This is a genomic window from Stenotrophomonas maltophilia (assembly GCF_006970445.1).
GTDB lineage: Bacteria > Pseudomonadota > Gammaproteobacteria > Xanthomonadales > Xanthomonadaceae > Stenotrophomonas > Stenotrophomonas maltophilia_AU.
Map to the genome: position 1 here is coordinate 1,811,518 of NZ_CP033877.1, position 23,545 is coordinate 1,835,062.

At 66.5% G+C, this 23,545-nt stretch carries 22 protein-coding genes; 11 read left to right on the forward strand and 11 right to left on the reverse strand.

The window, feature by feature from the left end; all coding sequences use genetic code 11:
• Positions 1–39 precede the first annotated feature (39 nt).
• The 4 genes from yajC (at position 40) to fabV (ending at position 5,273) form a co-directional block, all read left to right on the forward strand.
• Positions 40–384, forward strand: coding sequence for a preprotein translocase subunit YajC (yajC, locus tag EGM71_RS08430; protein WP_046430173.1), 345 nt, complete (start codon positions 40–42; stop codon positions 382–384).
• Between the two features lie 61 nt (positions 385–445).
• Positions 446–2,302 carry a protein translocase subunit SecD gene (secD, locus tag EGM71_RS08435; protein WP_188489117.1) on the forward strand — a complete coding sequence of 619 codons (1,857 nt, stop codon included), beginning with the start codon at positions 446–448 and terminating at the stop codon, positions 2,300–2,302.
• Positions 2,303–2,317: 15 nt separating this feature from the next.
• The gene (gene secF, locus EGM71_RS08440; protein ID WP_188489119.1) at positions 2,318–3,298 is read left to right on the forward strand and encodes a protein translocase subunit SecF; all 981 of its coding nucleotides are present in this window, start codon (positions 2,318–2,320) and stop codon (positions 3,296–3,298) included.
• A 715-nt stretch (positions 3,299–4,013) separates the two neighbouring features.
• Positions 4,014–5,273: an enoyl-ACP reductase FabV gene (gene fabV, locus EGM71_RS08445; RefSeq protein ID WP_188489121.1), complete on the forward strand. Its 1,260-nt coding sequence runs from the start codon at positions 4,014–4,016 to the stop codon at positions 5,271–5,273.
• 108 nt (positions 5,274–5,381) lie between these two features.
• Here fabV and EGM71_RS08450 read toward each other — a convergent pair whose 3' ends face one another.
• From EGM71_RS08450 to EGM71_RS08460, 3 genes are all read right to left on the reverse strand, one after another.
• The gene (locus EGM71_RS08450; RefSeq protein WP_188489123.1) at positions 5,382–7,451 is read right to left on the reverse strand and encodes an EAL domain-containing response regulator; all 2,070 of its coding nucleotides are present in this window, start codon (positions 7,449–7,451) and stop codon (positions 5,382–5,384) included.
• Between the two features lie 91 nt (positions 7,452–7,542).
• Positions 7,543–8,727, reverse strand: coding sequence for an NAD(P)/FAD-dependent oxidoreductase (locus EGM71_RS08455; protein WP_188489125.1), 1,185 nt, complete (start codon positions 8,725–8,727; stop codon positions 7,543–7,545).
• Positions 8,724–9,272, reverse strand: coding sequence for a YaeQ family protein (locus EGM71_RS08460; RefSeq protein WP_188489126.1), 549 nt, complete (start codon positions 9,270–9,272; stop codon positions 8,724–8,726). Before EGM71_RS08460 ends, EGM71_RS08455 begins: the two co-directional genes overlap by 4 nt.
• Before the next feature lie 124 nt (positions 9,273–9,396).
• Here EGM71_RS08460 and EGM71_RS08465 point away from each other — a divergent pair, with 124 nt between their 5' ends.
• Complete coding sequence (locus EGM71_RS08465; protein ID WP_188489129.1) at positions 9,397–10,275, forward strand: pseudouridine synthase; 879 nt, start codon at positions 9,397–9,399, stop codon at positions 10,273–10,275.
• Between the two features lie 4 nt (positions 10,276–10,279).
• Here the strand turns inward: EGM71_RS08465 and EGM71_RS08470 are convergent, their stop codons facing one another.
• The gene (locus EGM71_RS08470; RefSeq protein WP_135967747.1) at positions 10,280–10,768 is read right to left on the reverse strand and encodes a YaiI/YqxD family protein; all 489 of its coding nucleotides are present in this window, start codon (positions 10,766–10,768) and stop codon (positions 10,280–10,282) included.
• Between the two features lie 302 nt (positions 10,769–11,070).
• Between EGM71_RS08470 and EGM71_RS08475 the strand changes: the two genes are divergently transcribed.
• Positions 11,071–11,280 (forward strand): cold-shock protein, encoded by a 210-nt coding sequence (locus EGM71_RS08475; protein ID WP_005416210.1) that lies wholly within the window; start codon positions 11,071–11,073, stop codon positions 11,278–11,280.
• A gap of 100 nt (positions 11,281–11,380) precedes the next feature.
• On the opposite strand, the gene EGM71_RS08480 is transcribed toward EGM71_RS08475, so the two are convergent.
• Positions 11,381–11,779 carry an armadillo/beta-catenin-like repeat-containing protein gene (locus EGM71_RS08480; RefSeq protein WP_188489131.1) on the reverse strand — a complete coding sequence of 133 codons (399 nt, stop codon included), beginning with the start codon at positions 11,777–11,779 and terminating at the stop codon, positions 11,381–11,383.
• 130 nt (positions 11,780–11,909) lie between these two features.
• Between EGM71_RS08480 and EGM71_RS08485 the strand changes: the two genes are divergently transcribed.
• The 3 genes from EGM71_RS08485 (at position 11,910) to EGM71_RS08495 (ending at position 15,332) form a co-directional block, all read left to right on the forward strand.
• Entirely contained in the window at positions 11,910–12,599 is a 690-nt protein-coding gene (locus tag EGM71_RS08485; RefSeq protein WP_188489132.1) for a glutathione S-transferase family protein, read from the forward strand.
• A gap of 32 nt (positions 12,600–12,631) precedes the next feature.
• Entirely contained in the window at positions 12,632–14,197 is a 1,566-nt protein-coding gene (locus EGM71_RS08490) for a protein adenylyltransferase SelO (RefSeq protein ID WP_188489134.1), read from the forward strand.
• A 598-nt stretch (positions 14,198–14,795) separates the two neighbouring features.
• Positions 14,796–15,332: an adenine phosphoribosyltransferase gene (locus tag EGM71_RS08495; RefSeq protein ID WP_135968257.1), complete on the forward strand. Its 537-nt coding sequence runs from the start codon at positions 14,796–14,798 to the stop codon at positions 15,330–15,332.
• 174 nt (positions 15,333–15,506) lie between these two features.
• On the opposite strand, the gene dbpA is transcribed toward EGM71_RS08495, so the two are convergent.
• From dbpA to EGM71_RS08515, 4 genes are all read right to left on the reverse strand, one after another.
• Complete coding sequence (dbpA, locus tag EGM71_RS08500) at positions 15,507–16,883, reverse strand: ATP-dependent RNA helicase DbpA (RefSeq protein ID WP_188489136.1); 1,377 nt, start codon at positions 16,881–16,883, stop codon at positions 15,507–15,509.
• Between the two features lie 105 nt (positions 16,884–16,988).
• The gene (locus EGM71_RS08505) at positions 16,989–17,261 is read right to left on the reverse strand and encodes a hypothetical protein (RefSeq protein ID WP_188489138.1); all 273 of its coding nucleotides are present in this window, start codon (positions 17,259–17,261) and stop codon (positions 16,989–16,991) included.
• Positions 17,262–17,305: 44 nt separating this feature from the next.
• Positions 17,306–17,848: a CbrC family protein gene (locus tag EGM71_RS08510; RefSeq protein WP_188489140.1), complete on the reverse strand. Its 543-nt coding sequence runs from the start codon at positions 17,846–17,848 to the stop codon at positions 17,306–17,308.
• Between the two features lie 74 nt (positions 17,849–17,922).
• Positions 17,923–19,002: a YeiH family protein gene (locus EGM71_RS08515; protein ID WP_188489142.1), complete on the reverse strand. Its 1,080-nt coding sequence runs from the start codon at positions 19,000–19,002 to the stop codon at positions 17,923–17,925.
• 102 nt (positions 19,003–19,104) lie between these two features.
• On the opposite strand from EGM71_RS08515, the gene EGM71_RS08520 reads away from it, so the two are divergent.
• Entirely contained in the window at positions 19,105–19,980 is an 876-nt protein-coding gene (locus EGM71_RS08520) for a LysR family transcriptional regulator (protein ID WP_188489144.1), read from the forward strand.
• Positions 19,981–20,320: 340 nt separating this feature from the next.
• Positions 20,321–22,201: an ATP-binding cassette domain-containing protein gene (locus EGM71_RS08525; RefSeq protein ID WP_188489145.1), complete on the forward strand. Its 1,881-nt coding sequence runs from the start codon at positions 20,321–20,323 to the stop codon at positions 22,199–22,201.
• 287 nt (positions 22,202–22,488) lie between these two features.
• Here the strand turns inward: EGM71_RS08525 and EGM71_RS08530 are convergent, their stop codons facing one another.
• Both EGM71_RS08530 and EGM71_RS08535 read right to left on the reverse strand, forming a co-directional pair.
• The gene (locus EGM71_RS08530; protein WP_188489147.1) at positions 22,489–22,950 is read right to left on the reverse strand and encodes a c-type cytochrome; all 462 of its coding nucleotides are present in this window, start codon (positions 22,948–22,950) and stop codon (positions 22,489–22,491) included.
• 9 nt (positions 22,951–22,959) lie between these two features.
• Positions 22,960–23,349 (reverse strand): c-type cytochrome, encoded by a 390-nt coding sequence (locus tag EGM71_RS08535; RefSeq protein WP_005413034.1) that lies wholly within the window; start codon positions 23,347–23,349, stop codon positions 22,960–22,962.
• Between the last annotated feature and the right edge of the window lie 196 nt (positions 23,350–23,545).

Genomic DNA, 23,545 nt, shown 5'->3' on the forward strand with positions numbered 1-23,545 from the left:
GTGAAAGGGCCGGAGCGCCGCCCAACCAAAGGACCAACGATGAACCTGCTTGCCTTCCTGATTCCCGCCGCCCACGCCCAGGCCGCCGGCGGCCAACCGCAGGGCATGGGCCTGACCACGCTGCTGTTCCCGGTCATCCTGATCGCCATCATGTACTTCCTGATGATCCGCCCGCAGATGAAGCGGCAGAAGGAGCACAAGTCCATGCTGGAGAAGATCAAGCGTGGCGACGAAGTGCTGACCAACGGTGGCATCGCCGGCAAGGTCACCGACATCGGCGACAACTTCATCACCATCGAAGTGGCCGAGAACGTGCGCATCCGCGTGCAGAAGGGCGCTGTTGGCAGCGTGCTGCCGACCGGCACCCTGGATTCGGCCAAGTAAGCCACTCCCTTTCCGAAGCACAACCGCGGCGCCGGGGATGGCGCCGCGCGGGACCCAAGCAATGCTCGAATTTCCACGCTGGAAGTACGTCGTCATCCTGATCGTACTGGCGCTCAGTGCGCTGTACGCGCTGCCCAACATCTACCAGAAGGACCCGGCCCTCCAGATCACCGCCAACCGTGGCGGCCAGATCGACGATGCGCTGCGCGACCGTGTGCTGGCCGACCTGAAGACGGCCGGTGTCACCACCATCGGTGTCGAGAAGGAAGGGGAGAGCCTGATCGTCCGCCTGCCGGACCTGAAGGCGCAGTCCGCTGCCAGCGACGCCCTGCGTGACACCGTCGGCGAGAAGTACACCGTGGCCCTGAACCTGGCCTCGACCGTACCGGACTGGCTGGCCAAGCTGGGCGGTCGCCCGATGGTGCTGGGCCTGGACCTGCAGGGCGGCGTGCACTTCGTGCTGCAGGTCGACCAGAAGGCCGCCCTCGACAAGCGCCTGGATGCCTACACCGAAGACGTGCGCAGCACCCTGCGTGACGCGCGCATCGCCTACCAGTCGGTGGAACGCCGCGCTGACAACAGCATCGTGGCCAACCTGAGCCCGTCCGCCGGCGATGACGCCGCGCAGCGTGCCCGTACCGCCCTGGTCAAGGCGCAGCCGACCCTCGGCTACGACGTCAGCGGCAACCGCATCACGGTGACCGTGCCCGATACCGAGATCGCGCAGATCTCCAATGGCGCCATCGAGCAGAACATCAACACCCTGCGCAACCGCGTGAACCAGCTCGGCGTGGCCGAGCCGATCATCCAGCGCCAGGGTGCCGACCGCGTGGTCGTGCAGCTGCCGGGCGTGCAGGACACTGCCGAAGCCAAGCGCATGATCGGCGCCACTGCCACCCTGGAATACCGTGCGGTGGTTGAAGGCAACGCGCAGGACGCCATCACTGCCGGCCGCATCCCGCCGGAAGCGAAGGTCTACCAGCGTCGCGACGGCGGTGGTCCGATCCTGCTGAACAAGCGCGTGATCGTCACCGGTGACCAGATGGTCGGTGCGCAGGCGGTGACTGATTCGAACAGTGGTTCCCCGGCCGTCAGTGTGACGCTGAACAACGTCGGTGGCCAGCGCATGTTCGACTTCACCAGCGCCAACGTGAACAAGCCGATGGCGGTGGTCTACACCGAGCGCGTGCCGACCGTGACCGTCGTCGACGGCCAGGAAGTGCGTGGCTTCAAGGTCAACGAGGAAGTGATCTCGGTGGCCAACATCAACGGCGTGTTCGGCAAGAACTTCCAGACCACCGGTCTGCAGAAGAAGGAAGCCGAAGACCTGGCCAAGCTGCTGAAGTCGGGCTCGCTGGCCGCGCCGATGGACTTCGTTGAAGAGCGCGTGGTCGGCCCGAGCCTGGGCGCCGAGAACGTCAAGAACGGTATGCGCGCCGTGGTGTTCGCGTTCCTGTTCACCCTGGTGTTCTTCAGCGTCTACTACCGCATGTTCGGTGTGATCACCTCGATCGCGATGCTGTTCAACCTGCTGATCGTGGTGGCGGTGATGTCGCTGTTCGGCGCGACCATGACCCTGCCGGGCTTCGCCGGCCTGGCGTTGTCGGTCGGCCTGTCGGTGGACGCCAACGTGCTGATCAACGAGCGTATCCGTGAAGAGCTGCGTGCCGGCGTGCCGGGCAAGACCGCGATCGTGACCGGTTACGAGCGTGCCTCGGGCACCATCCTCGACGCCAACCTGACCGGCCTGATCGTCGGTGTGGCGCTGTTCGCATTCGGTACCGGTCCGCTGAAGGGCTTCGCGCTGACCATGATCATCGGTATTTTCGCCTCCATGTTCACCGCGATCACCGTGTCGCGTGCGCTGGCGACGCTGATCTACGGCCGCCGCAAGAAGCTCCAGAACGTGGCCATCTGACGGGACGACACGCACATGAAACTGTTTCCGCTGCACATCCTCCCGAACGACACCAAGATCGACTTCATGCGCTGGCGCCATGTCGCGATGGTCGTCACGGTCATCGTGTTCCTGGCCTCGGTCGCCATCATCGGCGTCAAGGGCTTCAACTACGCCCTGGACTTCACCGGCGGCACCCTGATCGAAGCCCGCTTCGACAAGGCCGTGGACGTCGAGCAGGTCCGCACCAGGCTCGAGCAGAACGGCTTTGAGGGCGCGCAGGTGCAGAGCGTCGGTGGCAACACCGACCTGCTGATCCGCCTGGCCCCGCATGGTGAGCACGCTGCCGGTACCGGCGACGCCGCGCACGAGGACAAGGCCACCGCTGCCGCCGTGGTGAAGGCACTGTCCACCGCCGACAACCAGGCCACCGTGCTCCGCAACGAGTTCGTGGGCCCGCAGATCGGCAAGGACCTGGCGATGAATGGCCTGTACGCCACCATCTTCATGCTGGCCGGCTTCCTGATCTACATCGCGGTCCGCTTCGAATGGAAGTTCGCGGTCACCGCCAGCATCGTGGCGATGTTCGACCTGATCGTGACGGTGGCTTACGTGTCCCTGCTGGGCCGTGAGTTCGACCTGACCGTGCTGGCCGGCCTGCTGTCGGTGATGGGCTTTGCGATCAACGATCTGATCGTGGTCTTCGATCGCGTCCGCGAGAACTTCCGCAGCCTGCGCGTGGACTCGATGGAAGTGCTGAACCGTTCGATCAACCAGACGCTGTCGCGTACGGTGATTACCGCGGTGATGTTCTTCCTGTCGGCCCTTGCCCTGTACATGTACGGTGGCAGCTCGATGGAAGGCCTGGCCGAGACGCACATGATCGGTGCGGTGATCGTGGTGCTGTCCTCGATCCTGGTGGCGGTGCCGATGCTGACGATCGGCTTCCTGCGCGTCAGCAAGCAGGACCTGCTGCCGAAGGCGAAGGACGTCGAGGCCCTGGCCCGTCGCCCGTAAGCGTTCGCGCTGCACGCAACACACAGAGAACCCCGCGAAAGCGGGGTTTTTTGTTGGCAGGGCTTGCAGCCCTGCACCTGCGGTAGTGCCGGCCGCTGGCCGGCAGCAGCAACAGCAACAGCAACAGCAACAGCGTGCATTCCGTGGGATGGCGGGGCGGTGCCGGAGTGCGGGGACGCCGTAAACCCGTCCATGGGGGCTTGGCAGCCGCATCCATGCGGCTGACACCCCGCACTCCGACACCGCCCCACCTCTGACAGATTCCTGCGGCAGTTGGTAGGTGTCGACCTTGGTCGACACATCTGTCAGATATCGAAATGAATCCGGGGTCAGATCCGTTTTTCGCAGAAAAACGGATCTGACCCCAAGTTGTTGTCCTGACAGATCGCCGAAAACTGTCGAAGGCGGGGTGGGTCCGGTTGCGGGGGTGTCCGCGGCATGGATGCCGCGGCAAAGCCCCCAGGGATGGGTTCACGGCGTCCCCCGCAACCGGACCCACCCCGCCAATCCTCAGGAACCCAGCTTCTGCTGTTGCTTCGGCACTGGCTTGTAGCAGGTGCAGGGCGCAGCCCTGCAAAGAGAAACCCCACCCTACGCCAGCGTCGGTTGTGCAATCTTCCCCCGCGCACTACGATCCTGCGGTTCGCGCGCGCAGGCGCGCGCCCGTATTCCTGCTGAGCGCCCCGTGCGCCGCATCTGCCAACCCGAGGTATCCATGGTCATCAAACCGCGCGTCCGCGGCTTCATCTGCGTCACCACCCACCCGACCGGCTGCGAGGCCGCGGTTAAGCAGCAGATCGACTACATCCGCGCGCGCCCGCCGATCCAGAACGGTCCCAAGCGCGTGCTGGTGATCGGTGCCTCCACCGGCTACGGCCTGGCCGCACGCATCACCGCTGCCTTTGGCAGTGGCGCCGCCACCCTCGGCATCTTCTTCGAACGCCCGGGCAGCGAGACCAAGCCGGGTACCGCGGGCTGGTACAACTCGGCCGCGTTCCACAAGTACGCCGACGAAGCCGGCCTGTACGCAAAGAGCATCAACGGCGATGCCTTCTCCGATGAAGTGAAGGCAAAGACCATCGAGATGATCAAGGCCGATCTCGGCCAGGTCGACCAGGTCGTCTACAGCTTGGCGGCGCCGCGCCGGAAGCACCCGAAGACCGGCGAGATCATCAGCTCCACGCTGAAGCCGATTGGCGAGCCGATCACGCTGCGTGGCCTGGATACCGACAAGGAAGTGCTGACCGAGACCCATCTGCAGCCGGCTACCCCGGAAGAAATCGCTGGCACCGTCGCGGTGATGGGTGGCGAGGACTGGCAGATGTGGATCGATGCGCTGGCCGATGCCGGCGTGCTGGCCAACGGCTGCACCACCACTGCCTTCACCTACGTGGGCGAAGAGATCACCCAGGCGATCTACTGGAATGGCTCGATCGGTGCGGCCAAGAAGGACCTGGACACCAAGGTGCTGGGCCTGCGCGAGAAGCTGGTCAAGATCGGTGGTGATGCACGCGTATCGGTGCTGAAGGCGGTGGTGACCCAGGCCAGCTCGGCCATTCCGACCATGCCGCTGTACCTGTCGCTGCTGTTCAAGGTGATGAAGGAAAAGGGCACCCACGAAGGCTGCATCGAACAGCTCGACGTGCTGTACGACATCCTCTACGGCGGCAAGGCCGACGGCGTGGCGGTCGATCGCCTGCGCCACGATCTGGTCGATGGCGATGGCCACACCGTCGCGCTGGTCGACGAGGAAGGCCGCCTGCGTGCCGACTACAAGGAAATGGCCGCGGACGTGCAGGGCAAGGTGGTTGCGCTGTGGCCGCAGGTCACCAATGAGAACCTGTACGAGATCAGCGACCTGGCCGGCTACAAGGCCGACTTCCTGCGCCTGTTCGGCTTCGGCGTGGAAGGCGTCGACTACGAGGCCGACGTCAATCCGGACGTGAAGATCGAAAATCTGGTCGACATGACCTGATCAACGAAAAGGCCGGCGAACGCCGGCCTTTTCGTTTGGTAGTGCCGGCCGCTGGCCGGCAACCCCGGGTGCCAGAGGCTGCCGGCCAGCGGCCGGCACTACCCTCGGTCACCCGAACTCGAACCCCATCTCCGGCAGCGCCGGGCCGACGAAGTCGCCCTGTACGTAATCCACGCCGGCACTGAACAGCAGGGTCATCGAATTGGCATCGCTGACGAACTCGGCGATGGTGCGGATTCCCGCTTCCTGTGCACGCGCGGTGATCTGGCTGATGCGGTCGATGTTCTCGCGGGTGGCAGCCAGATCGCTGGTGAAGCCCCGGTCCAGCTTGAGGAACTGCGGCTGGAAGTGGGCCAGCAGCTGGAACGAATCCAGTCCCGAGCCGAACTGCTCCAGGCCGATGCGGCAGCCCAGTGGCGCCACTTCGGCAAGGAACTGCTGCGCGCTGCGCAGGTGGGTGAATACCTTCGCTTCCGGCGCATGCAGCCACAGCCGTTCGCCGGGCACGCCCTGGGCCTGCAGCTCGCGGCGCAGGGTGGCGATCATCTGCGGGTCGTCGAACGATTCCGGCGTCACCTTCACCAGCACCTGGGTGGCGTTGCCTTCGCGTGCGCGTTGGCCAAGCACCGCGATGGCCTGCGAGACCACCCAGCGGTTGATATCGGCCAGCAGGCCGTGTTCCTCGGCGATGCCCAGGAAAGCGGTCGGGCTCAGCAGCTCGCCATTGTTCTCCAGGCGCAGGTAGGCCTCGTACAGCTCCAGCGGCTCGCCCTGCAGGTTCAGTACCGGCTGGTAGTGCAACTGGAAGCCGTCGCCGGCCAACGCCTCGCGGATGCGCGCAACCCAGCGCTGCACACGTTCTTCCTCGACACGGTCAGCGGCGGCCGGGTCGAAGATGCGGCAGGTGTTGCCCAGCTCGGCTGCAGCCTGGGTGCATTCGCTGGCGCGCGCCAGCACCTGGCCGATGCTGGCGATCTTCTCGCCCACCTGCACGCCACCGATGCTGACCGTTACCGTGGCCGAGCGTGCACCGATGCTGAAGACATGTGCGGCGTAGGCTTCGCGGATGCGCTCGGCCAGCGCCACGGTCTGCGCGTAGGGCCCGGCCTGCAGCACGGCGAAATTGTGTTCGCCGAAGCGGGCCAGTTGCGCGTCCTCGCCGACCACCTCGGCCAGCAGGGCGGCGAGGGCGCCGATCAGGATGTCGGCCGATGCCAGGCCGATATCCGGCAGCAGGCGTGCGTAATGGTCCGGCTCGATCAGCAGCAGGCCGAACTGGCCCTCGCTGCGCCCGGCCTGGGCCACCGCGCTCTCCAACTGCAGCATGAAGGTCGGGCGATTGAGCAGGCCGGTGACCTGGTCGCGCTGGCGCAGGTCCTCGACCTCGCGCGCCAGCTCGGGGTCGAACTCCATGCGGCGGCGGAGCACCACCTGCAGGCAGGACTCGCCCTCGTAGGTGGCCGCAGCGAATTCCATCGTCGCCGGGAACGCACTGCCGTCCTCGTGGCGCGCATCGAGCTGGTACTGCGGCGGCGGCGCCTCGCCACGGCTGAGGCCCTTCAGCAGCTGCTTGAAGCCCTCCACGTGCTGGGCGGCGACCATGTCCAGCAGCGAAATGCCTTCGATGTCGTCGAAATGCTCGTAGCCGAACATCTCCAGGTAGGCGTCGTTGGCGCGGATGTGCATGCCTTCATGCACGTAGGCGATGGGGTCGCGCGAGGAGGCGATCAGCGCATCGCAGCGCCGCTCGGTCTCGCGCATCTGCGCCTCGATGCGGCGCAGGCCGCGGCGTGCCTGCAGGTCCACCCACTGGTCGCGGACCACGGCGAGCAGGTGCTCGGGGCGCTGGCGCAGGGCGAGGGCGCGGATGCCATGGCTGCTGGCCTGCACCAGTTCGTCCTCGTCGATGCGCTCGGCCAGCAGTACCAGCGGGATGTCCTTGCCACTGGCGGCAATGTGCTGGGCTGCCAGCTGCAGCGGAATGCCCTGTGAAGGCGAGGCCAGCACCAGGTCGATGGCCTGGCTGGTCAGCACCTGGGCCAGCTCGGCCGCGTCCTGCGGGCGCCACGGGCGTACCGCGATGCCGCTGTTGCGCAGGGTGCTGACGATGGCTTCGGCATTCTCGCCGCTGTCATCGACGATCAACAGGCGGATGGTGATGTCGTTCGCGTTCTGCATGCACTGCTCCCCAATCTGCGAATCTAGATACACGATGCGCGGCGAACCGTCCATGCGCGCACCCCTTGCGCGCATCGAACGGCGAAGTGGTTCACACCACGCCGCCCGCTGCGTGGCCGCTGGCCCAGGCCCATTGGAAGTTGTAGCCGCCCAGCCAGCCGGTCACATCCAGCACTTCGCCGACGAAGTGCAGGCCCGGTACGCGCTTGGATTCCATCGTCGAAGACGAGACCTCGGCGGTATCCACGCCACCCAGGGTGACCTCGGCGGTGCGGTAGCCTTCAGTGCCGCTGGCCACCAGCGGGAAGGCGCCCAGCAGCTGCGCAGCCTGGCGCAGCACCGGCTCGTCCAGCTGGCGCACGGGGCGGTCGGGCAGCCAGTGCTCGCACAGGCGCTGCGCCAGCCGCTTCGGCAGTACCTCGCCCAACACGGTGCGCAGCTCGGCGGCGGGGCGGTCGCGCTTCATCTGGCGCAGCCACTCGCCGGCATCCTGGCCGGGCAGCAGGTCCAGCTCCAGCGCATCGCCGGGCTGCCAGAACGAAGAAATCTGCAGGATGGCCGGGCCGCTTACGCCACGGTGGGTCAGCAGCATGAAGTTCTGGAAGCTCTTGCCGTTGCAGCGTGCCTCGATCGGCAGCGCCACGCCGCTGAGGTCGGACAGCCGCTCCTGGTGCTTGCCGCTGAGGGTCAGCGGCACCAGGCCGGCGCGGGTCGGCAATACCTGATGGCCGAACTGGCGGGCCACTTCATAACCAAAGCCGGTAGCACCCATGCTGGGAATCGACAGGCCGCCGGTGGCAACCACCAGCGAGGCGCAGTGGAACAGGCCCTGCGTGGTGTGCACGCGGAAGCCATCGCTGCCATGCTCGATGCGCTGCACGCTGCAGTCGGTACGGACCTGCACGCCCGCCGCCTGGCATTCGTCCACCAGCATTTTCACGATCTGCTTGGACGAGACATCGCAGAACAGCTGTCCCAGTTCCTTTTCGTGATAGGCGATGCCGTGCTTGTGCACCAGCTCGATGAAGTGCCAGGGCGTGTAGCGGGCCAGCGCCGACTTGCAGAAGTGCGGATTGGCCGACAGGAAATTGGCCGGCGTGGTGCCGGTGTTGGTGAAGTTGCAGCGGCCACCGCCGGACATCAGGATCTTCTTGCCGACCTTGTTGGCATGGTCGATCACCTGCACCTGGCGGCCGCGCTGGCCGGCAGTGATCGCGGCCATCAGCCCGGCTGCGCCGGCACCGATGACCACCACATCGCAACGGATGGTGCTCATGCCTTGGCGCGCTTGCGCCAGTTCGGGATCACGTCGAGCTGGATCTGGTCGTTGAGCAGCTGCACTTCGCCGTCCTGGATCAGCACGCTCCAGCGCATGGCACGCTGGATCTGCTGGCCCCACTGTTCAACGAAGGCACCGTCGAGGTCGACCACCGAGAGGTTGTCGAACCGCGCCAGGCCCTTGCCCTGCTTGCTCCACCAGATCTCCGAGGCGTTGCCACCGTAGTTGACCACCTGTACCTGGCGGCTGCGGTTGCAGGCTTTGCGGATGCGCGATTCGTCCGGATGGCCCAGGTCGATCCACTGCAGGATGTCGCCGGTGTAGTCGTGTTCCCACAGATCGGGCTCGTCATCGGTGCTCAGGCCGCGGCCGAACTCCAGGCGGTCGCCGGCGTTAAGCGCGAAGGCGAGCAGGCGCACCATCAGGCGCTCGTCGGTCTCGGACGGATGCTGGGCCAGGGTCAGGTTGTGGGTCGCGTAGTAGCCGCGATCCATGTCGCTGATCTGCAGTTCGGCCTTGCGGATGGTGGCGGTAAGAGCCATGGGGGATCCGTGGACTAAAGACGACAATGATAGAGGTTTGCTCCGGGGGTGTCCGTGGCCGGGCTGTCTGCATACCGTCAACGGTGGCACTCTTGCGCTCTTTCCCGTGGCCGGAGTGGACGCCATGACCTTGCCCAGCCGGCTGCAGCTGCCGCCCGGCCCCTGGGCCACCCTGCTGGATGGCCTGTGTGCACGTTTCCCGCGCATCGCGCGTGCGCAATGGCAGGATCGCTTCGCGCGCGGCCGTGTGCTGGATGCGCAGGGCAGGGCGCTCACCGCGGACATGCCCTGGCAGGTCGGGCGGGAGATCCAGTACTTCCGCGAGGTGGCCGACGAACCGGTGATTCCCTTTGCCGAGACCATCGTCCATCTGGATGCGCACCTGCTGGTGGCCGACAAGCCACATTTCCTGCCGGTGACTCCGGCGGGCGGGCATGTGCGCGAGACGCTGCTGGCGCGGCTGGTCGCCCGCACCGGCAATGCCGATCTGGTGCCGCTGCATCGGCTGGATCGGCTGACGGCCGGGCTGGTGCTGTTCTCGACCCAGCGGGCATCACGCGACGCGTACCAGCGCCTGTTCCGTGAGCGGCGCATCGGGAAGACCTATGAGGCCCTGGCACCGGCGCTGCCCGGGCTGGAGTTTCCGTTGCAGCGGGACAGTCGTTTGGTGCCGGGCGAGCCGTTCTTCCGTATGGCCGAAGTGCCCGGTGAGCCCAATGCGCGCAGCCGCATCGAGCTGATCGAGGCCGAAGGGTCGATCTGGCGCTACCGGCTGCTGCCGGAAACCGGCCGCAAGCATCAGCTGCGCGTGCACATGGCCACGCTGGGGGCACCGATCGTGGGTGACGACTTGTACCCGCAGCTTCGGCAAAGGCCTTCGAGCGCAGCCGAGGCGCCCCTGCAGCTGCTGGCGAGGGCCCTGGCTTTCGATGACCCGTTGAGCGGTGAACGGCGGGTGTTCAGCAGCGGCCGCGGCCTGAGCCTGCCAGCCGGGGGCGGCTAGGCGTTCAGCGCGCCGGGCATCGCGCCAGCCAGCGGTCCAGCTCGGCGGCGAACAGTTGCCGGTCGCGGGGTCCCAGGGGCGGCGGTCCGCCGGTCTGGACTCCGGCGCCGCGGAGTTCCTCCATGAAATTGCGCATCGACAGCCGCTCGGCCATGTTGTTCGGCGTGTACAACTGGCCGCGCGGGTTCAGCGCCACGGCCTTCTTCTCCAGCACCAGCGCAGCCAGCGGGATGTCCTGGGTGACCACCAGGTCACCTGCGGCGACCCGCTCGACGATGGCGCTGTCGGCCACGTCCAGCCCCTGCGGTACCTGGATGGAGCGCAGCCAGCGCGAGGGCGGGGTGCGGATCCACTGGTTGGCGACCAGGGTCAGTTCGATCCCGACCCGTTCAGCCGCGCGGAACAGGATGTCGCGAATGACGGTTGGACAGGCGTCCGCGTCCACCCAGATGCGGGGAGAGGCGTGTTCAGCGGGGGTTTCAGCTTCAGTCATTTCCCCAGAGTAGGGTAGGAAAAACCTGAATGGGGACTCGGAGTTAGCCGCGAAAGGCTGCCAACCCTTGTCACGCCTAGCGGGTGACCTGTTCCCATGAACGTCGGGACTATCGCTTTTTGCAGAAAACACGCGTATCGTGCGACCCACTGTGTTTGCTAGGGTCACCGTGAATCGTGGCCTGGTGCAGTTGATCTCACGATCCGCTCATCGATCCGCTTTACCAACGCCTGCAACTCAGTCTCGGCCCCGATACCCGGTGGCTGCGATTTTTTTCAACATGTGTTTCAGGAGTTAGTAAAATGTCTGAACGTCAGACCGGCACCGTCAAGTGGTTCAACGACGCCAAGGGCTTCGGCTTCATCACCCCGGAAAGCGGCCCGGACCTGTTCGTGCACTTCCGCGCGATCCAGGGCACCGGCTTCAAGACCCTGCAGGAAGGCCAGAAGGTTACCTTCATCGCCGTCCAGGGTCAGAAGGGTATGCAGGCTGACCAGGTGCAGGCGGTCTAATCCGTCTGCTACCGTTTGGTAGCCAGAACGCCGGAAGCGAAAGCTTCCGGCGTTTTTTGTTGCCTTGTCGACGGTGATCGGCGGCGATCTGATCGGGGTTTCAGTTGGCTGCCGCCCGTGCGTTCTCGAGCAGCAGGGTGATGTCGGCACGCTCGCAGGGGCGCGATTTCGGCGTACGGGCCAATGTCTCGCGCAGGGTCTGGGTGTGCTGTGAACCCACTCGCACGCTCATGTTCTGAAGCGCGCACGCTGCCTGGATGCGTGTTTCATCGTCCGGTGAATCCAGCTGGTCCAGCAGCAACGGTTCTGCCTCGGCGAGTCCGCACATGCTCAACACCTCGGTGCAGCGCAGCTGCCAGTAGAGAGGCATCTGCGGGGTCATTTTCCGCAACCGCAGCCAGTCGGCCGGACGGAAAGCGCTGACCGCACGCATTGCGATCAGCTCACAGATGTACTCGTTCCAGGGCCCGTCCTCCGCAGGTTCCAGGAAGTGCAGCATGAACTCCAATGGAGGCAATTGTGCAAGTGGCGCGGGCACTCGGGAGGACCTCGTAGAGAGGAAGAAGCGTAGCAGACACCCCTGTGCGGAATGGCGCGGTAGGATGCGCGTTTCCTAAAGGAGCCCGCCCATGCGCATCGTTCACCATCTGGAAAACTCCCGTTCGCTGCGCGTGCTGTGGATGCTGGAGGAGCTGGGGCTGGACTACGAACTGCGCCGCTATCCGCGTGATCCGAAGACGCTGCTGGCGCCGCCGGAACTGCGCAACGTGCATCCGCTGGGCAAGTCGCCGGTACTGCAGGATGGCGAGCTGGTACTGGCCGAGTCCGGCGCGATCCTCGACTACCTCGCTGACCGTTACGACACGCAGCGCCAGCTGTCGCCGTCACCGATGCCGGCCGACGGGGCCGAACGCATCGCTTACCGCTACTGGCTGCACTATGCCGAAGGTTCGGCGATGCCACCGCTGTTGCTGACCCTGGTGATGGGCCGCATCCGCAATGCGCCGATGCCGTTCTTCGCACGCCCGATCGCGCGCAGCATTGCCGACAAGGCCGAGCGGGGCTTCGTTGGGCCGCAGCGGCGCCTGCACCTGGACTGGATGGAGCGCCGCCTGGCCGAAAGCCCGTGGTTTGCCGGCGAGCGCTTCAGTGCGGCCGATATCCAGATGAGCTTCCCGATCCAGGCCGCTGCCGCCCGTGGTGGCGGCCTCGACGACAAGCCAGCGCTGCGGGGCTTCCTCAAGCGTATCGGTGAACGCCCGGCCTATCAGCGTGCCGAGGCCCACGGCGGCCACCTGCAGGCGCTCAGCGGCAATTGAGGAGGGCGGCCGTCGCCCCCATCTTCAGCCCCATGGATACCGACACCCCCCGTTTCGACAACCGCCTGCTGGGCATCCTGCCCGGCGATCCCGAATCCGGCCCGCGTCGCCGCGAAGTGCTGGGCGCGGCCTGGTCTCCGGTGATGCCGACACCGGTGGTGTCGCCCACGTTGCTGGCCTGGTCGCCCGAGGTTGCCACGATGCTCGGTTTCGATGCTGCCGAGGTCGGGAGCGAAGGCTTCGCGCAGGTGTTCGGCGGCAATGCGCTGTACGCCGGCATGCAGCCCTGGGCAGCCAACTACGGTGGCCATCAGTTTGGTCATTGGGCCGGCCAGCTCGGCGACGGCCGTGCGATTTCGCTGGGTGAGCTGGTTGCGCCGGATGGCCAGCACTGGGAGCTGCAGTTGAAGGGGGCCGGGCCGACGCCGTACTCGCGCGGTGCCGATGGGCGGGCAGTGCTGCGTTCATCGATCCGCGAATTCCTGTGTAGCGAGGCGATGCATCACCTTGGCGTGCCGACCACGCGCGCGTTGTCATTGATCGGCACCGGTGAGGACGTGGTACGCGACATGTTCTATGACGGCCGCCCGCGTGCCGAGCCTGGCGCCATCGTGTGCCGGGTCTCGCCGTCGTTCCTGCGCTTCGGTTCGTTCGAACTGCCGGCCTCGCGCGGTGAAACCGCCCTGCTGCAGCAGCTGGTGGAGGCGTGCATCGCCCGTGATTTCCCAGCGCTGGAAGGGCAGGGCGAGGCACTGTATGGCGACTGGTTCGGGCAGATCGCGGTGCGCACCGCCGAGATGATCGCGCACTGGATGCGTGTCGGCTTCGTGCACGGCGTGATGAACACCGACAACCTGTCCGTGCTTGGCCTGACGCTGGATTACGGCCCCTATGGCTGGGTCGAGGATTTCGATCCGGACTGGACGCCGAACACCACTGACGCACAGGGTCGTCGCTACCGCTTCGGTACCCAGCCGCAGGTGGCGTACTGGAACCTGAGCCGATTGGCCCAGGCGTTGTCGCCGCTGTTCGCCGATGTCGCGCCGCTGCAGGCGGGCCTGTCGGCCTACCAGTCCACCTTCGTGGCCTGCACGCGCCGTGATGCCGCAGCCAAACTGGGCCTGGCCGCTGCCGACGATGACGACCTGCAGCTCTACCAGCGCTGGCAGCAGCTGATGCAGGAGGGTGCCATGGACATGACCCTGGCCTGGCGCGCACTGATGCGGCTCGATCCGGTGGCACCGGATGCAGCGCTGCTGGACGCGGTGTACTACGACGAGGCGCGCAAGCAGGCGGTGCAGGCGCCGTTGCAGCAGTGGCTGCAGGACTATGCGGAGCGCCTGCGCAGCGATCCGCTGTCGGCCAGCGAACGCCTGGCGAAGATGACAGCGGCCAACCCGCTGTACGTGCTGCGCAACTGGCTGGCCCAGGAGGCGATCGACCGCGCAGAGCAGGATGATCTCGGCGGTGTTCATGCGCTGCAGGAGGTGCTGCGCGACCCGTACACCGAGCGCGCCGGGCTCGAGCACTTCGCCGGCAAGCGCCCGGCGTGGGCCGACAATCGCGCCGGCTGCTCGATGCTGTCCTGCAGTTCCTGAGGGTGGGTTTCGGCAGGGCTGCGCCCTGCACCCGCAGAGGCCAGGTCAACGGCCAGAGCAAAAGCTGGATTCCCTGGCTTGGCGGGGCGGTGTCGGAGTGCGGGGACGCCGCAAGTACGTCCCTGTAGGCTTGGCAGCCGCATCCATGCGGCTGACACCCCGCACTCCGACACCGCCCCGCCTCCGACAGATTCCCGCTGCTGTGGGTGGGTGTCGACCTTGGTCGACACGGTAGATCCATGCCATGCGTGGATGCTCTTCGTTCAATTCTCGAAATATTCGATTTCGATTGAGATTCATCCACACATGGCGTGGATTCGCGACAGATCGCAGGAAACTGTCGAAGGCGGGGTGGGTCCGGTTGCGGGAGTGTCCGCGGCATGGATGCCGCGGCCAAGCCCCCATGGACGGGTTTACGGCGTCTCCCACAACCGGACCCGCCCCGCCATCCCACGGAATGCCGCTCTTGACGTTGCCGTTGCCGTTGCCTTGGCTTGAAGCCTCTGCAGGTGCCGGGCGCAGCCCGGCCGAACACCCCCAACAGGCAGGCGGCGCCCGGAACAGGTACCCTATGCCGCCATCAGATAGCCAATGTGACATGACCGACGCCATCGTCGCTCCGCAGTGGGCCTCCCGCCTGCGCGACATCGCCGACTTCCCCAAGCCCGGCATCCTGTTCAAGGACATCATGCCGCTGCTCGCGCACGGCGAGGACTTCCGCGGCGCGATTACCGCGATGGCCGACCGCTGGCGCGACCAGAAGCTGGACGCGGTGGTTGGCATCGAATCGCGTGGTTTCATCCTCGGCGCCGCGATGGCGCTGGAGCTGGGCGTGGGCTTCGTGCCGGTGCGCAAGCCGGGCAAGCTGCCGGGCCAGGTGCTGCGCGAGGAATACACGCTGGAATACCGCAGCGACTGCATCGAAGTGCATGCCGATGCGCTGCCGGCCGGCGCCCGCGTGGCGATCATCGATGACGTGCTGGCCACCGGCGGCACGCTGGTCGCTGCGCTTTCGCTGGTGCGCCGCCTGGGCGTTGACGTGGTCGGTGCCGGCGTACTGGTCGAACTGGACGGCCTCGGTGGTCGCGCCCGCTGGGAATCGGACCTGCCGCTGCACACCGAACTGGTGTTCTGATCGAAGGGTGGGTGCCAACCAAGGTTGGCATCTACCAGAGCGAATGGCCGGGAGCCGGTCGTTGCCGACCTTGGTTGGCATTGCTGTCCGCGACGGGTGCCATGGACGGGCCAACCAAGGTTCGCCGCTACCAGGCCAGGTCGTTGCCAGCCGTGGCTGGCAACGCTGCTTCAATCACATCATCCGCACGCGGAAACGACGGCCCTTGATCTTGCCGGCTTCCAGTTTCGCCACGGCCTTGTTGGCCTGCTCACGCGCGATCGCCACGTAGGAACGGGTCGGGAAGATCGCGATCTTGCCGATGAACTTGGCTGGCAGGCCGGCATCGCCGGTCAGTGCGCCAAGGATGTCGCCCGGGCGCAGCTTGTCGGTCTTGCCGCCGTCGATCCGCAGGGTGCGCATCGCCGCCTGCGGCAGCTCGGCCGGGCGCGAGGTCGCCAGCGGCGTCTTCTGCCAGTTCAGCGGCTGCCCCATCTGCGCTTCGATGGCTTCGGCGCGGGTCTTCTCGCGGCCGGCCACCAGGCTGATTGCCAGGCCACTGGCACCGGCACGGCCGGTACGGCCGACGCGGTGCTGGTAGCTTTCCACGTCGGTCGGCAGCTCGTAGTTGATCACCGCCGCCAGCTCTTCCACGTCCAGGCCGCGTGCGGCCACGTCGCTGGCCACCAGCACGTTGCAGCTGCGGTTGGCCAGCAGCAACAGCACTTCCTCACGGTCGCGCTGCTCCATGTCGCCGTGCAGGGCGAGTGCGGAGAAGCCGAACTGCTGCAGCGAGTTGGCCACTTCGTCCACGTCCTTGCGGGTGTTGCAGAACACCACTGCCGATTCCGGCGTGTACTTCAGCAGCAGGCCGGCCAGCGCCTTCTGGCGATGTGCAGGTTCCACTTCGCAGAACAGGTGGCGGATGGCCGGTGCCTGATCCGCGCCTTCCACGGTCACTTCCACGGCGTCGCGCAGCAGGTCACGCGCCATGGCGCGGATGCTGTCGGGGAAGGTGGCGGAGAACAGCAGGCTCTGGCGATCCCTGTGGGTGCGGCCGGCGATCTCGCGGATCGGCTCCTCGAAGCCCATGTCGAGCATGCGGTCGGCCTCGTCCAGCACCAGCGTGCGCACCGCGCCAAGATTCAGCGCGCGCTTGCGTGCCAGCTCCTGCACGCGGCCGGGCGTGCCGACCACCACATGCGGATCGTGGCCTTCCAGCGATGCCAGCTGCGGTCCCAGCGGCACACCGCCGACCAGCAGCAGCAGCTTCAGGTTGGGGATGCCGGTGGCCAGCTTGCGGATCTGCTTGCCGACCTGGTCGGCCAGTTCGCGGGTCGGGCACAGCACCAGCGCCTGCACGCGGATCAGGCTGGGGTCGATGGCCTGCAGCAGGCCCAGGCCGAAGGCGGCGGTCTTGCCGCTGCCGGTCGGCGCCTGTGCGATCACATCGCGGCCATCGAGGATGGCCGGCAGGCTCTGCGCCTGCACGGGGGTGAGGGTGGTGTAGCCGAGGGCGTCCAGGCCGGGCTGCAGGGCCGGGCTCAGCGGCAGGGTCGAGAAGTCAGTCATGGCGCATTGTACCCGTCCGGAAGGCTCGCCCCCCGGCCTTCTTCACCCGCTCAGGGTGTGCGATCCAGTAGATCCACGCCATGCGTGGATGACACTGTCCAACCTTCAGTGCAAACCGAGGGCTACCAGCCGTACGGCCATCGCCTGCAGCTGCTCCTGGGTGGCCGGCTTTCCGGCGACCCGGGGTTCCAGCAGCAGCTGGTGGAACCACGGGTTGGCGTGCCGCGTGTCGAAGTCGAACGAACAGGTTGCCTGCTCGCCCATCTCCGCCTGCACGATCCCGATCAGCATGTCTTCGGCTTCATCGACATTGCCTGGCCCATAGCGCTCATCCAGCAGGCGCAAGGGGATCTGCAGCAGGGCGGCGGAGGCGGGCATGCCTCAAGTCTAACGGTCCACGTCGGGCATGCGCAGGAGAAGGTTCAGGTCGAGTCAATATGGAACTGAACCAGGCCACAGTGCAGGCACTCGAACGTATAGAAGCCGATATCTGCACCGGGCGCGTAGTCGCTGGCCAGAGCCCACCAGACCGCCTCGTCGGCGTCGTTGGCTGCGCACCACGCCGCGATGCTCGCTGCCGAGGCCTGAGACACCTGCTCCAGGGTGGCGTCGCCCAGGAATCGGCAGACATCGCTGCAATGTGCCAGCCACGTTTCCCCCTGGAAACTGGCGTAGCCCGGCGTGCGCAGGGACAGCTCTTCCAGCGCGGCTTCAGGGACGCTTTCGTCGATATCCAGGCGGCAGGCAAACGCCACATGCAACGCCGACGCGGCGCGGCCATCGGCAATGCACCAAGGGCAGATCTGTTCCGAGTAATCTGCGCGCCCTGCGTGGATGGCATCGTGCAGATACACATATCCACGCGCCTGCTGACAGACCCTGCAGGTGGTAGTGGAGGGAGCCACGTTGCCCGTCGCTACCGGGTCCGGATGGTAACGGAAGCTCGGAAGGTGATGGATGGTCATGTCGTCCGTGTCGACCAGCGCAGGGTGCGTTCTTTTACGGCCTGCGGATGGATTCGGCAAGCGGGGAGGGTCGATCAGCCAAGCACCGCCAGCACGCCCTGGTGGATCGCCAGGCCACCGAACAGCAGCCAGGCGAACAGGATCAGTGCCAGCAGCAGCGGCTTCAGGCCTGCCTGGCGCAGCGCCGAGACGTGGGTGGTCAGGCCCAGCGCGGCCATCGCCATCGCCAGCAGCACGGTATCCAGCTGCACCAGCCCCGCCTGCAGGCTGGCCGGCAGCAGATGCAGCGAATTGAAACCGGCCACCGCCACGAAACCGAACGCGAACCACGGCACCACGATGCGCGCCTTGCTGCCGTCGGCGCCGGCCTTGCCGCCACGCGCCAGCCACAGCGACAGCGCGACCAGGAACGGCGCCAGCAGCATCACTCGTACCATCTTGGTGATCACTGCCGTATCAGCTGCCGCTTCGTTGACCGCGCGGCCGGCCGCCACCACCTGTGCCACTTCATGCACCGTCGCACCGGTGAACAGGCCGTACTGTCGCGCGTCCATCGCCAGCCAGCCGTGCGACTGCACCAGGGCATACAGCGCCGGGTACAGGAACATCGCCAGCGTGCCGAACACCACCACCGTCGACACGGCCACCGTGACCTGTGCCGCGCGGCCACGCACCACCGGTTCGGCGGCCATCACCGCTGCCGCGCCGCAGATCGCGCTGCCGGCACCGATCAGCATTGCCGCCTCACGCTCCATCTTGAACACACGCACGCCCAGCCAGCAGGCCAGGCCGAAGGTGCTGGCCACCACCAGCACGTCCATCAGCACGCCGCTGACGCCGACATGGCCGATGTCCTGGAAGGTCAGGCGCAGGCCGTACAGCACGATGCCGGCGCGTAGCAGCCAATGCTTGGAGAAACCGACGCCGGCCGCGCTGCTTGGCGCGAGCCGCGGGTAGAGGGTGTTGCCGACCACGATGCCGGCGACGATGGCGACGGTCAGTGCACTCAGGCCATGCGCCTGCAACCAGGGAAGCTCGGCCAGGTACAGCGACGCCGCCGCGATCAGGCCCACCAGCAGAAGGCCGGGCAGACGCGGCTGCCAGCGTTGGCGCAGGGCGGGCAGGGACCAGGAGGAGAGAGCGGGGGCGTTCATGGCAGGGGCAGGGCTGGAGGGATGGGGCAAGCGTGCGCCTGCTTGACCGACCTGTAAAACGAATAATATGGGTGAAACCTACCTATTAAGCGGGTAACAGCCATGCGCCTGACCTTGCGCCAGCTTCAGGTCTTCGTCGCCATCGCCGATCACGGCAGCACCACCGCCGCCGGCCAGGCCATCGCCCTTTCACAGTCGGCCAGCAGTGCCGCGCTGCAGGAACTGGAGGCGCACTTCGGTACCCCGCTGTTCGACCGCATCGGCCGCCGCCTGGCCCTGAATGGACATGGCCGCGCGCTGCTGGAGCCGGCACGCACCCTGCTGGTCAACGCCGCCGATCTGGAGCGGCAGCTGGCCGCAGGCGGCGACCCGTCGCAGGGCGCACCGCTGCGGTTGGTGCTGGCCGCCAGCACCACCATCGGCAATTACCTGCTGCCCCCACGCATCGCCGATCTGCTGCGCCAGGCGCCACAGGCCGAGGTCGACCTGCGCATCGACAACAGTGCCGGCGTGGTTGCTGCCGTGCAGCGCCTGGATGTGGACGCCGGCCTGATCGAAGGCCCGTGCCACGAGCGCGGCCTGCAGGTCACCGCCTGGCAGCAGGACCCGCTGGTGATCGTCGCCGCCACCGATGCCCCCGTGCGCTGGTCGCTGGACGAACTGCGCCGCGCCCGCTGGCTGCTGCGCGAGCCCGGCTCGGGCACCCGTGAAGCCGTGGAGCAGGCGCTGCTGCCGCACCTGCGTGGCTTCGCGCAGACCCTGCAGCTGGGCAACACCGAAGCGATCAAGCAGGCCGCCATCGCCGGCCTCGGCCTGGCCTGTCTTTCGCGCCACGCGCTGGAAGAGCCGCTGGCCCTGGGCCGCCTGCGCGTGCTCGAGACACCGCTGCCCGCCCTGCAGCGCACCCTGTGGCTGGTGCGCCACCCCGGCAAGCAATGGCTGCCGGGGTTGCAGGCGTTGTTGGGGGAGGTGGGGTAATCCATCGGACCCCAAGTCGATTACATACATCTAGCCTTCTTGTAGCGCTCATCCACGCATGGCGTGGATCTACTCTGTCGACCAAGGTCGACACCCACCAGCGCAGAATGCCGTTACGACAGTTCGCAGAAATCTGTCGAAGGTGCGGCGGTGTGGGGCTGCAGGACCGTTGGCGCCATGGATGGCGCCATCGAGCCCCCATGGATGGGTTCACGGCGTGTCCTGCAGCCCCACACCGACCCGCCTGCCACCGTAAGCCGCTTTGGCTGTTGCTGCGGCCGTTGCCTCTGCAGGTGCCGGGTGCAACCCGGCCGACGCCCCCAACCCGTACAATATCCGGATGCCTCTGATTACCCTACAGAACGTCGACTTCAGCGTCGGCGGCCCGTTGTTGCTGGAAAAGGCCGAACTGTCGATCGAGCCGGGCGAACGCATCGCCCTGATCGGCCGCAACGGCGCCGGCAAATCCACCCTGCTCAAGCTGCTGTCTGGCGACCACAAGCCCGATGACGGTGAAGTCCGCGTGCAGCAAGGCGTGCGTGTCACCCGCCTGGAGCAGGAAGTGCCACACGGCGCGGCCGGCTCGGTGTTCGACGTCGTCGCCGATGGCCTTGGCGAGCTGGGCCAGTGGCTGGCCGAATTCCATCACCTCAGCCATGCCGATGTATTCGATGGCGAAGCCCTCGGCAACGTGCAGGCCAAGATCGACGCCGCCAACGGCTGGGGCCTAGACCAGCGCGTCAGCGAAACCCTGACCAAGCTCGATCTGGATGGCGAGGCCGAGTTCGGCCGCCTGTCCGGCGGCATGAAGCGCCGCGTGCTGCTCGCCCGCGCGCTGGTGTCCAGCCCCGACGTGCTGCTGCTGGACGAACCGACCAACCACCTGGACATCGAAGCCATCGACTGGCTCGAGGCGTTCCTGAAGGGCTGGAGCGGCAGCGTGGTGTTCGTCACCCACGATCGCCGCTTCCTGCGTGCACTGGCCACCCGCATCGTCGAGATCGACCGCGGCCAGGTCACCAGCTGGCCGGGCGACTGGGCCAACTACGAGCGCCGCCGCGAGGAACGCCTCAACGCGCAGGCGCAGGAGAACGCCCGCTTCGACAAGCTGCTGGCGCAGGAAGAAGTCTGGATCCGGCAGGGCATCAAGGCCCGGCGTACCCGTGACGAAGGCCGCGTGCGCCGCCTGAAGGCGATGCGCACCGAACGCTCTCAGCGCCGCGACCTCAGCGGCAACGTCAAGATGGAAGCTGCCCAGGGCGTCAGCTCCGGCAAGAAGGTCATCGACGTCAAGGACATTTCGTTCGCCTTCGGCGAGCGCACCATGGTCCGCGATTTCACCACCACCATCCTGCGTGGCGACCGTATCGGCCTGATCGGCCCCAACGGCAGCGGCAAGACCACGCTGCTGAAGCTGCTGCTGGGCGAACTGCAGCCGGCCAAGGGCGAAGTCAACGCCGGTACCAACCTGCAGATCGCCTATTTCGACCAGTACCGCGCGGTGCTGCGTGAAGACTGGAGCGCGATCGAGAACGTGGCCGAAGGCCGCGATTTCCTCGAGTTCAACGGCAAGCGCAAGCATGTGCATGCCTACCTGCAGGACTTCATGTTCACCCCGGAACGTGCGCGTGCGCCGATCACCCGCCTGTCCGGTGGCGAGCGCAACCGCCTGCTGCTGGCCAAGCTGTTCGCGCAGCCGTCCAACCTGCTGGTGATGGACGAACCGACCAACGACCTGGACGTGGAAACCCTGGAGCTGCTGGAAGAGCTGCTGGGCGAGTACACCGGCACCCTGCTGCTGGTCAGCCACGACCGTGACTTCATCGACAACGTGGTGACCTCCACGCTGGTGATGGAGGGCGATGGCGTGATTGGTGAGTACGTCGGTGGCTACAGCGACTGGCAACGTTATGCCGCCAGCGTGGCACAGGCACCGGCCGTGGTGGCTGCCGCCAAGCCGGTCACCGCCGCACCGGCTGCTGCGGCTACACCTGCAGCGCCCAAGCGCAAGCTGGCCTACAAGGAAGCGCGCGAGCTGGAGCAGCTGCCGAAGACCATCGAGAAGCTGGAAGGCGACGTCGAAGGGCTGACCTCGGCGATGAACGACCCGTCGTTCTACACCCGCAGCAGCGCCGAAGTGACCGCGCACACCCAGCAGCTGGCCAAGGTGCAGGCCGAGCTGGATGCCGCGTACGCGCGCTGGGAAGAGCTGGAAGGCTGAGCGTCTGCCACGGCCGTCTCGCCCGGCGGGCGGCTGTGGCTTTTGATCTGATTCCGCCTTGAAGCGAGCCGAGCACCGCAGGTCCGGCGAGGGCGAAGAGGCGCGGGTGTCTGAGCGCAGCGAGTTCCCGCGGCGTCCCTCGGTGGGCCGAGGAGCGCAGGGTACCGGTGCGTAGCATCGGCTCGCGGGCGGCGGAGCGTTTCTTTTGGTTACTTTTCTTTGCGCGCAAAGAAAAGTAACGCCCATGAACGCATCAGATTGCAGCAGTCATGATCCGCGCAGAGCGGTCATTTGACCCCGTGCAGATCCCGCAGCTGGCTCGGCCGGCTGCCGAAATACGCTGCCAGATCGGCGATGTCCTGATCACTCAGGTCCTTCGCCTGCGGCGTCATCAGCGCATGCTGGCGGTCACCGCCGCGGTAGGCCTGCAGTGCGTGCGCCAGGTAGTCACCGTACTGGCCACCCAGTTTCGGATAGGTCGGATCGATCGGCGCATTGCCGTCGGCCCCATGGCAGTCGATGCAGCTCTGGTTGGTGGCCTTGCCTTTCACCTTGGCGCGGGCTTCACCGGCGGCCTCGCGGCCTGCCGGCAGGCCGGCGGAGGACGAAGAACCGTGTTCGCCGCTGGCATGGCCCGGGTCGGCGGCGGATTTCTCGCTGTTTTCCACCTGCGACTGCGAACAGGCGGCCAGCAGCAGGGCAACGGACAGGGCGATGGCATGACGCATCGGATGCGCGGCTTTCGACATGGGCGGGCCTTACTTGACGGTGGACAGGTAAACAGAGAGATCGGCGATCTCCTGTTCGCTGAAACTCATCGACTGCGCCTGCATCGTCGGATGCCGGCGCTTGCCCTGGCGGTACTCGGTCAGGGCCTGGGCCAGGTACTGCTGGGTCTGGCCGCCGATCTTCGGCACCCGGTAACTGGGGTAGGCGTTCTTGTAGCCGGTGATCCCGTGGCAGCCCTGACAGGTGTAGGCCAGGACGCGCCCATTGTCGAAGTTGCCGGTGGGTGCGGCGGGCGCCGGCGCAGCGGCGGGAGCCGGGGCCGGGGCGGGTGTGGCAGGAGCAGGAGCGGGCTGTGCGGCGGCCCCAAGGGGCAGGAGGACGGCCAGAGCGAGACAAGCGGCGAGCGGCTGCGGGCGCATGGTGTCGTTTCCGGGGATTCGGGTCTGGTCGTTCCGGCGTGGGGTACGGAACGATCCGAGTATAGCCTCAGGTTTCATCTAGCTGAAATGGGGGTGGGCCGACCAGCGGCGTGAAGACACCATGACCTTTGGGATATGGTGTTGCCGTGAAGTGGTGCATTACTTTGCTACCACACCTGTCCACGCATCCTCCAGG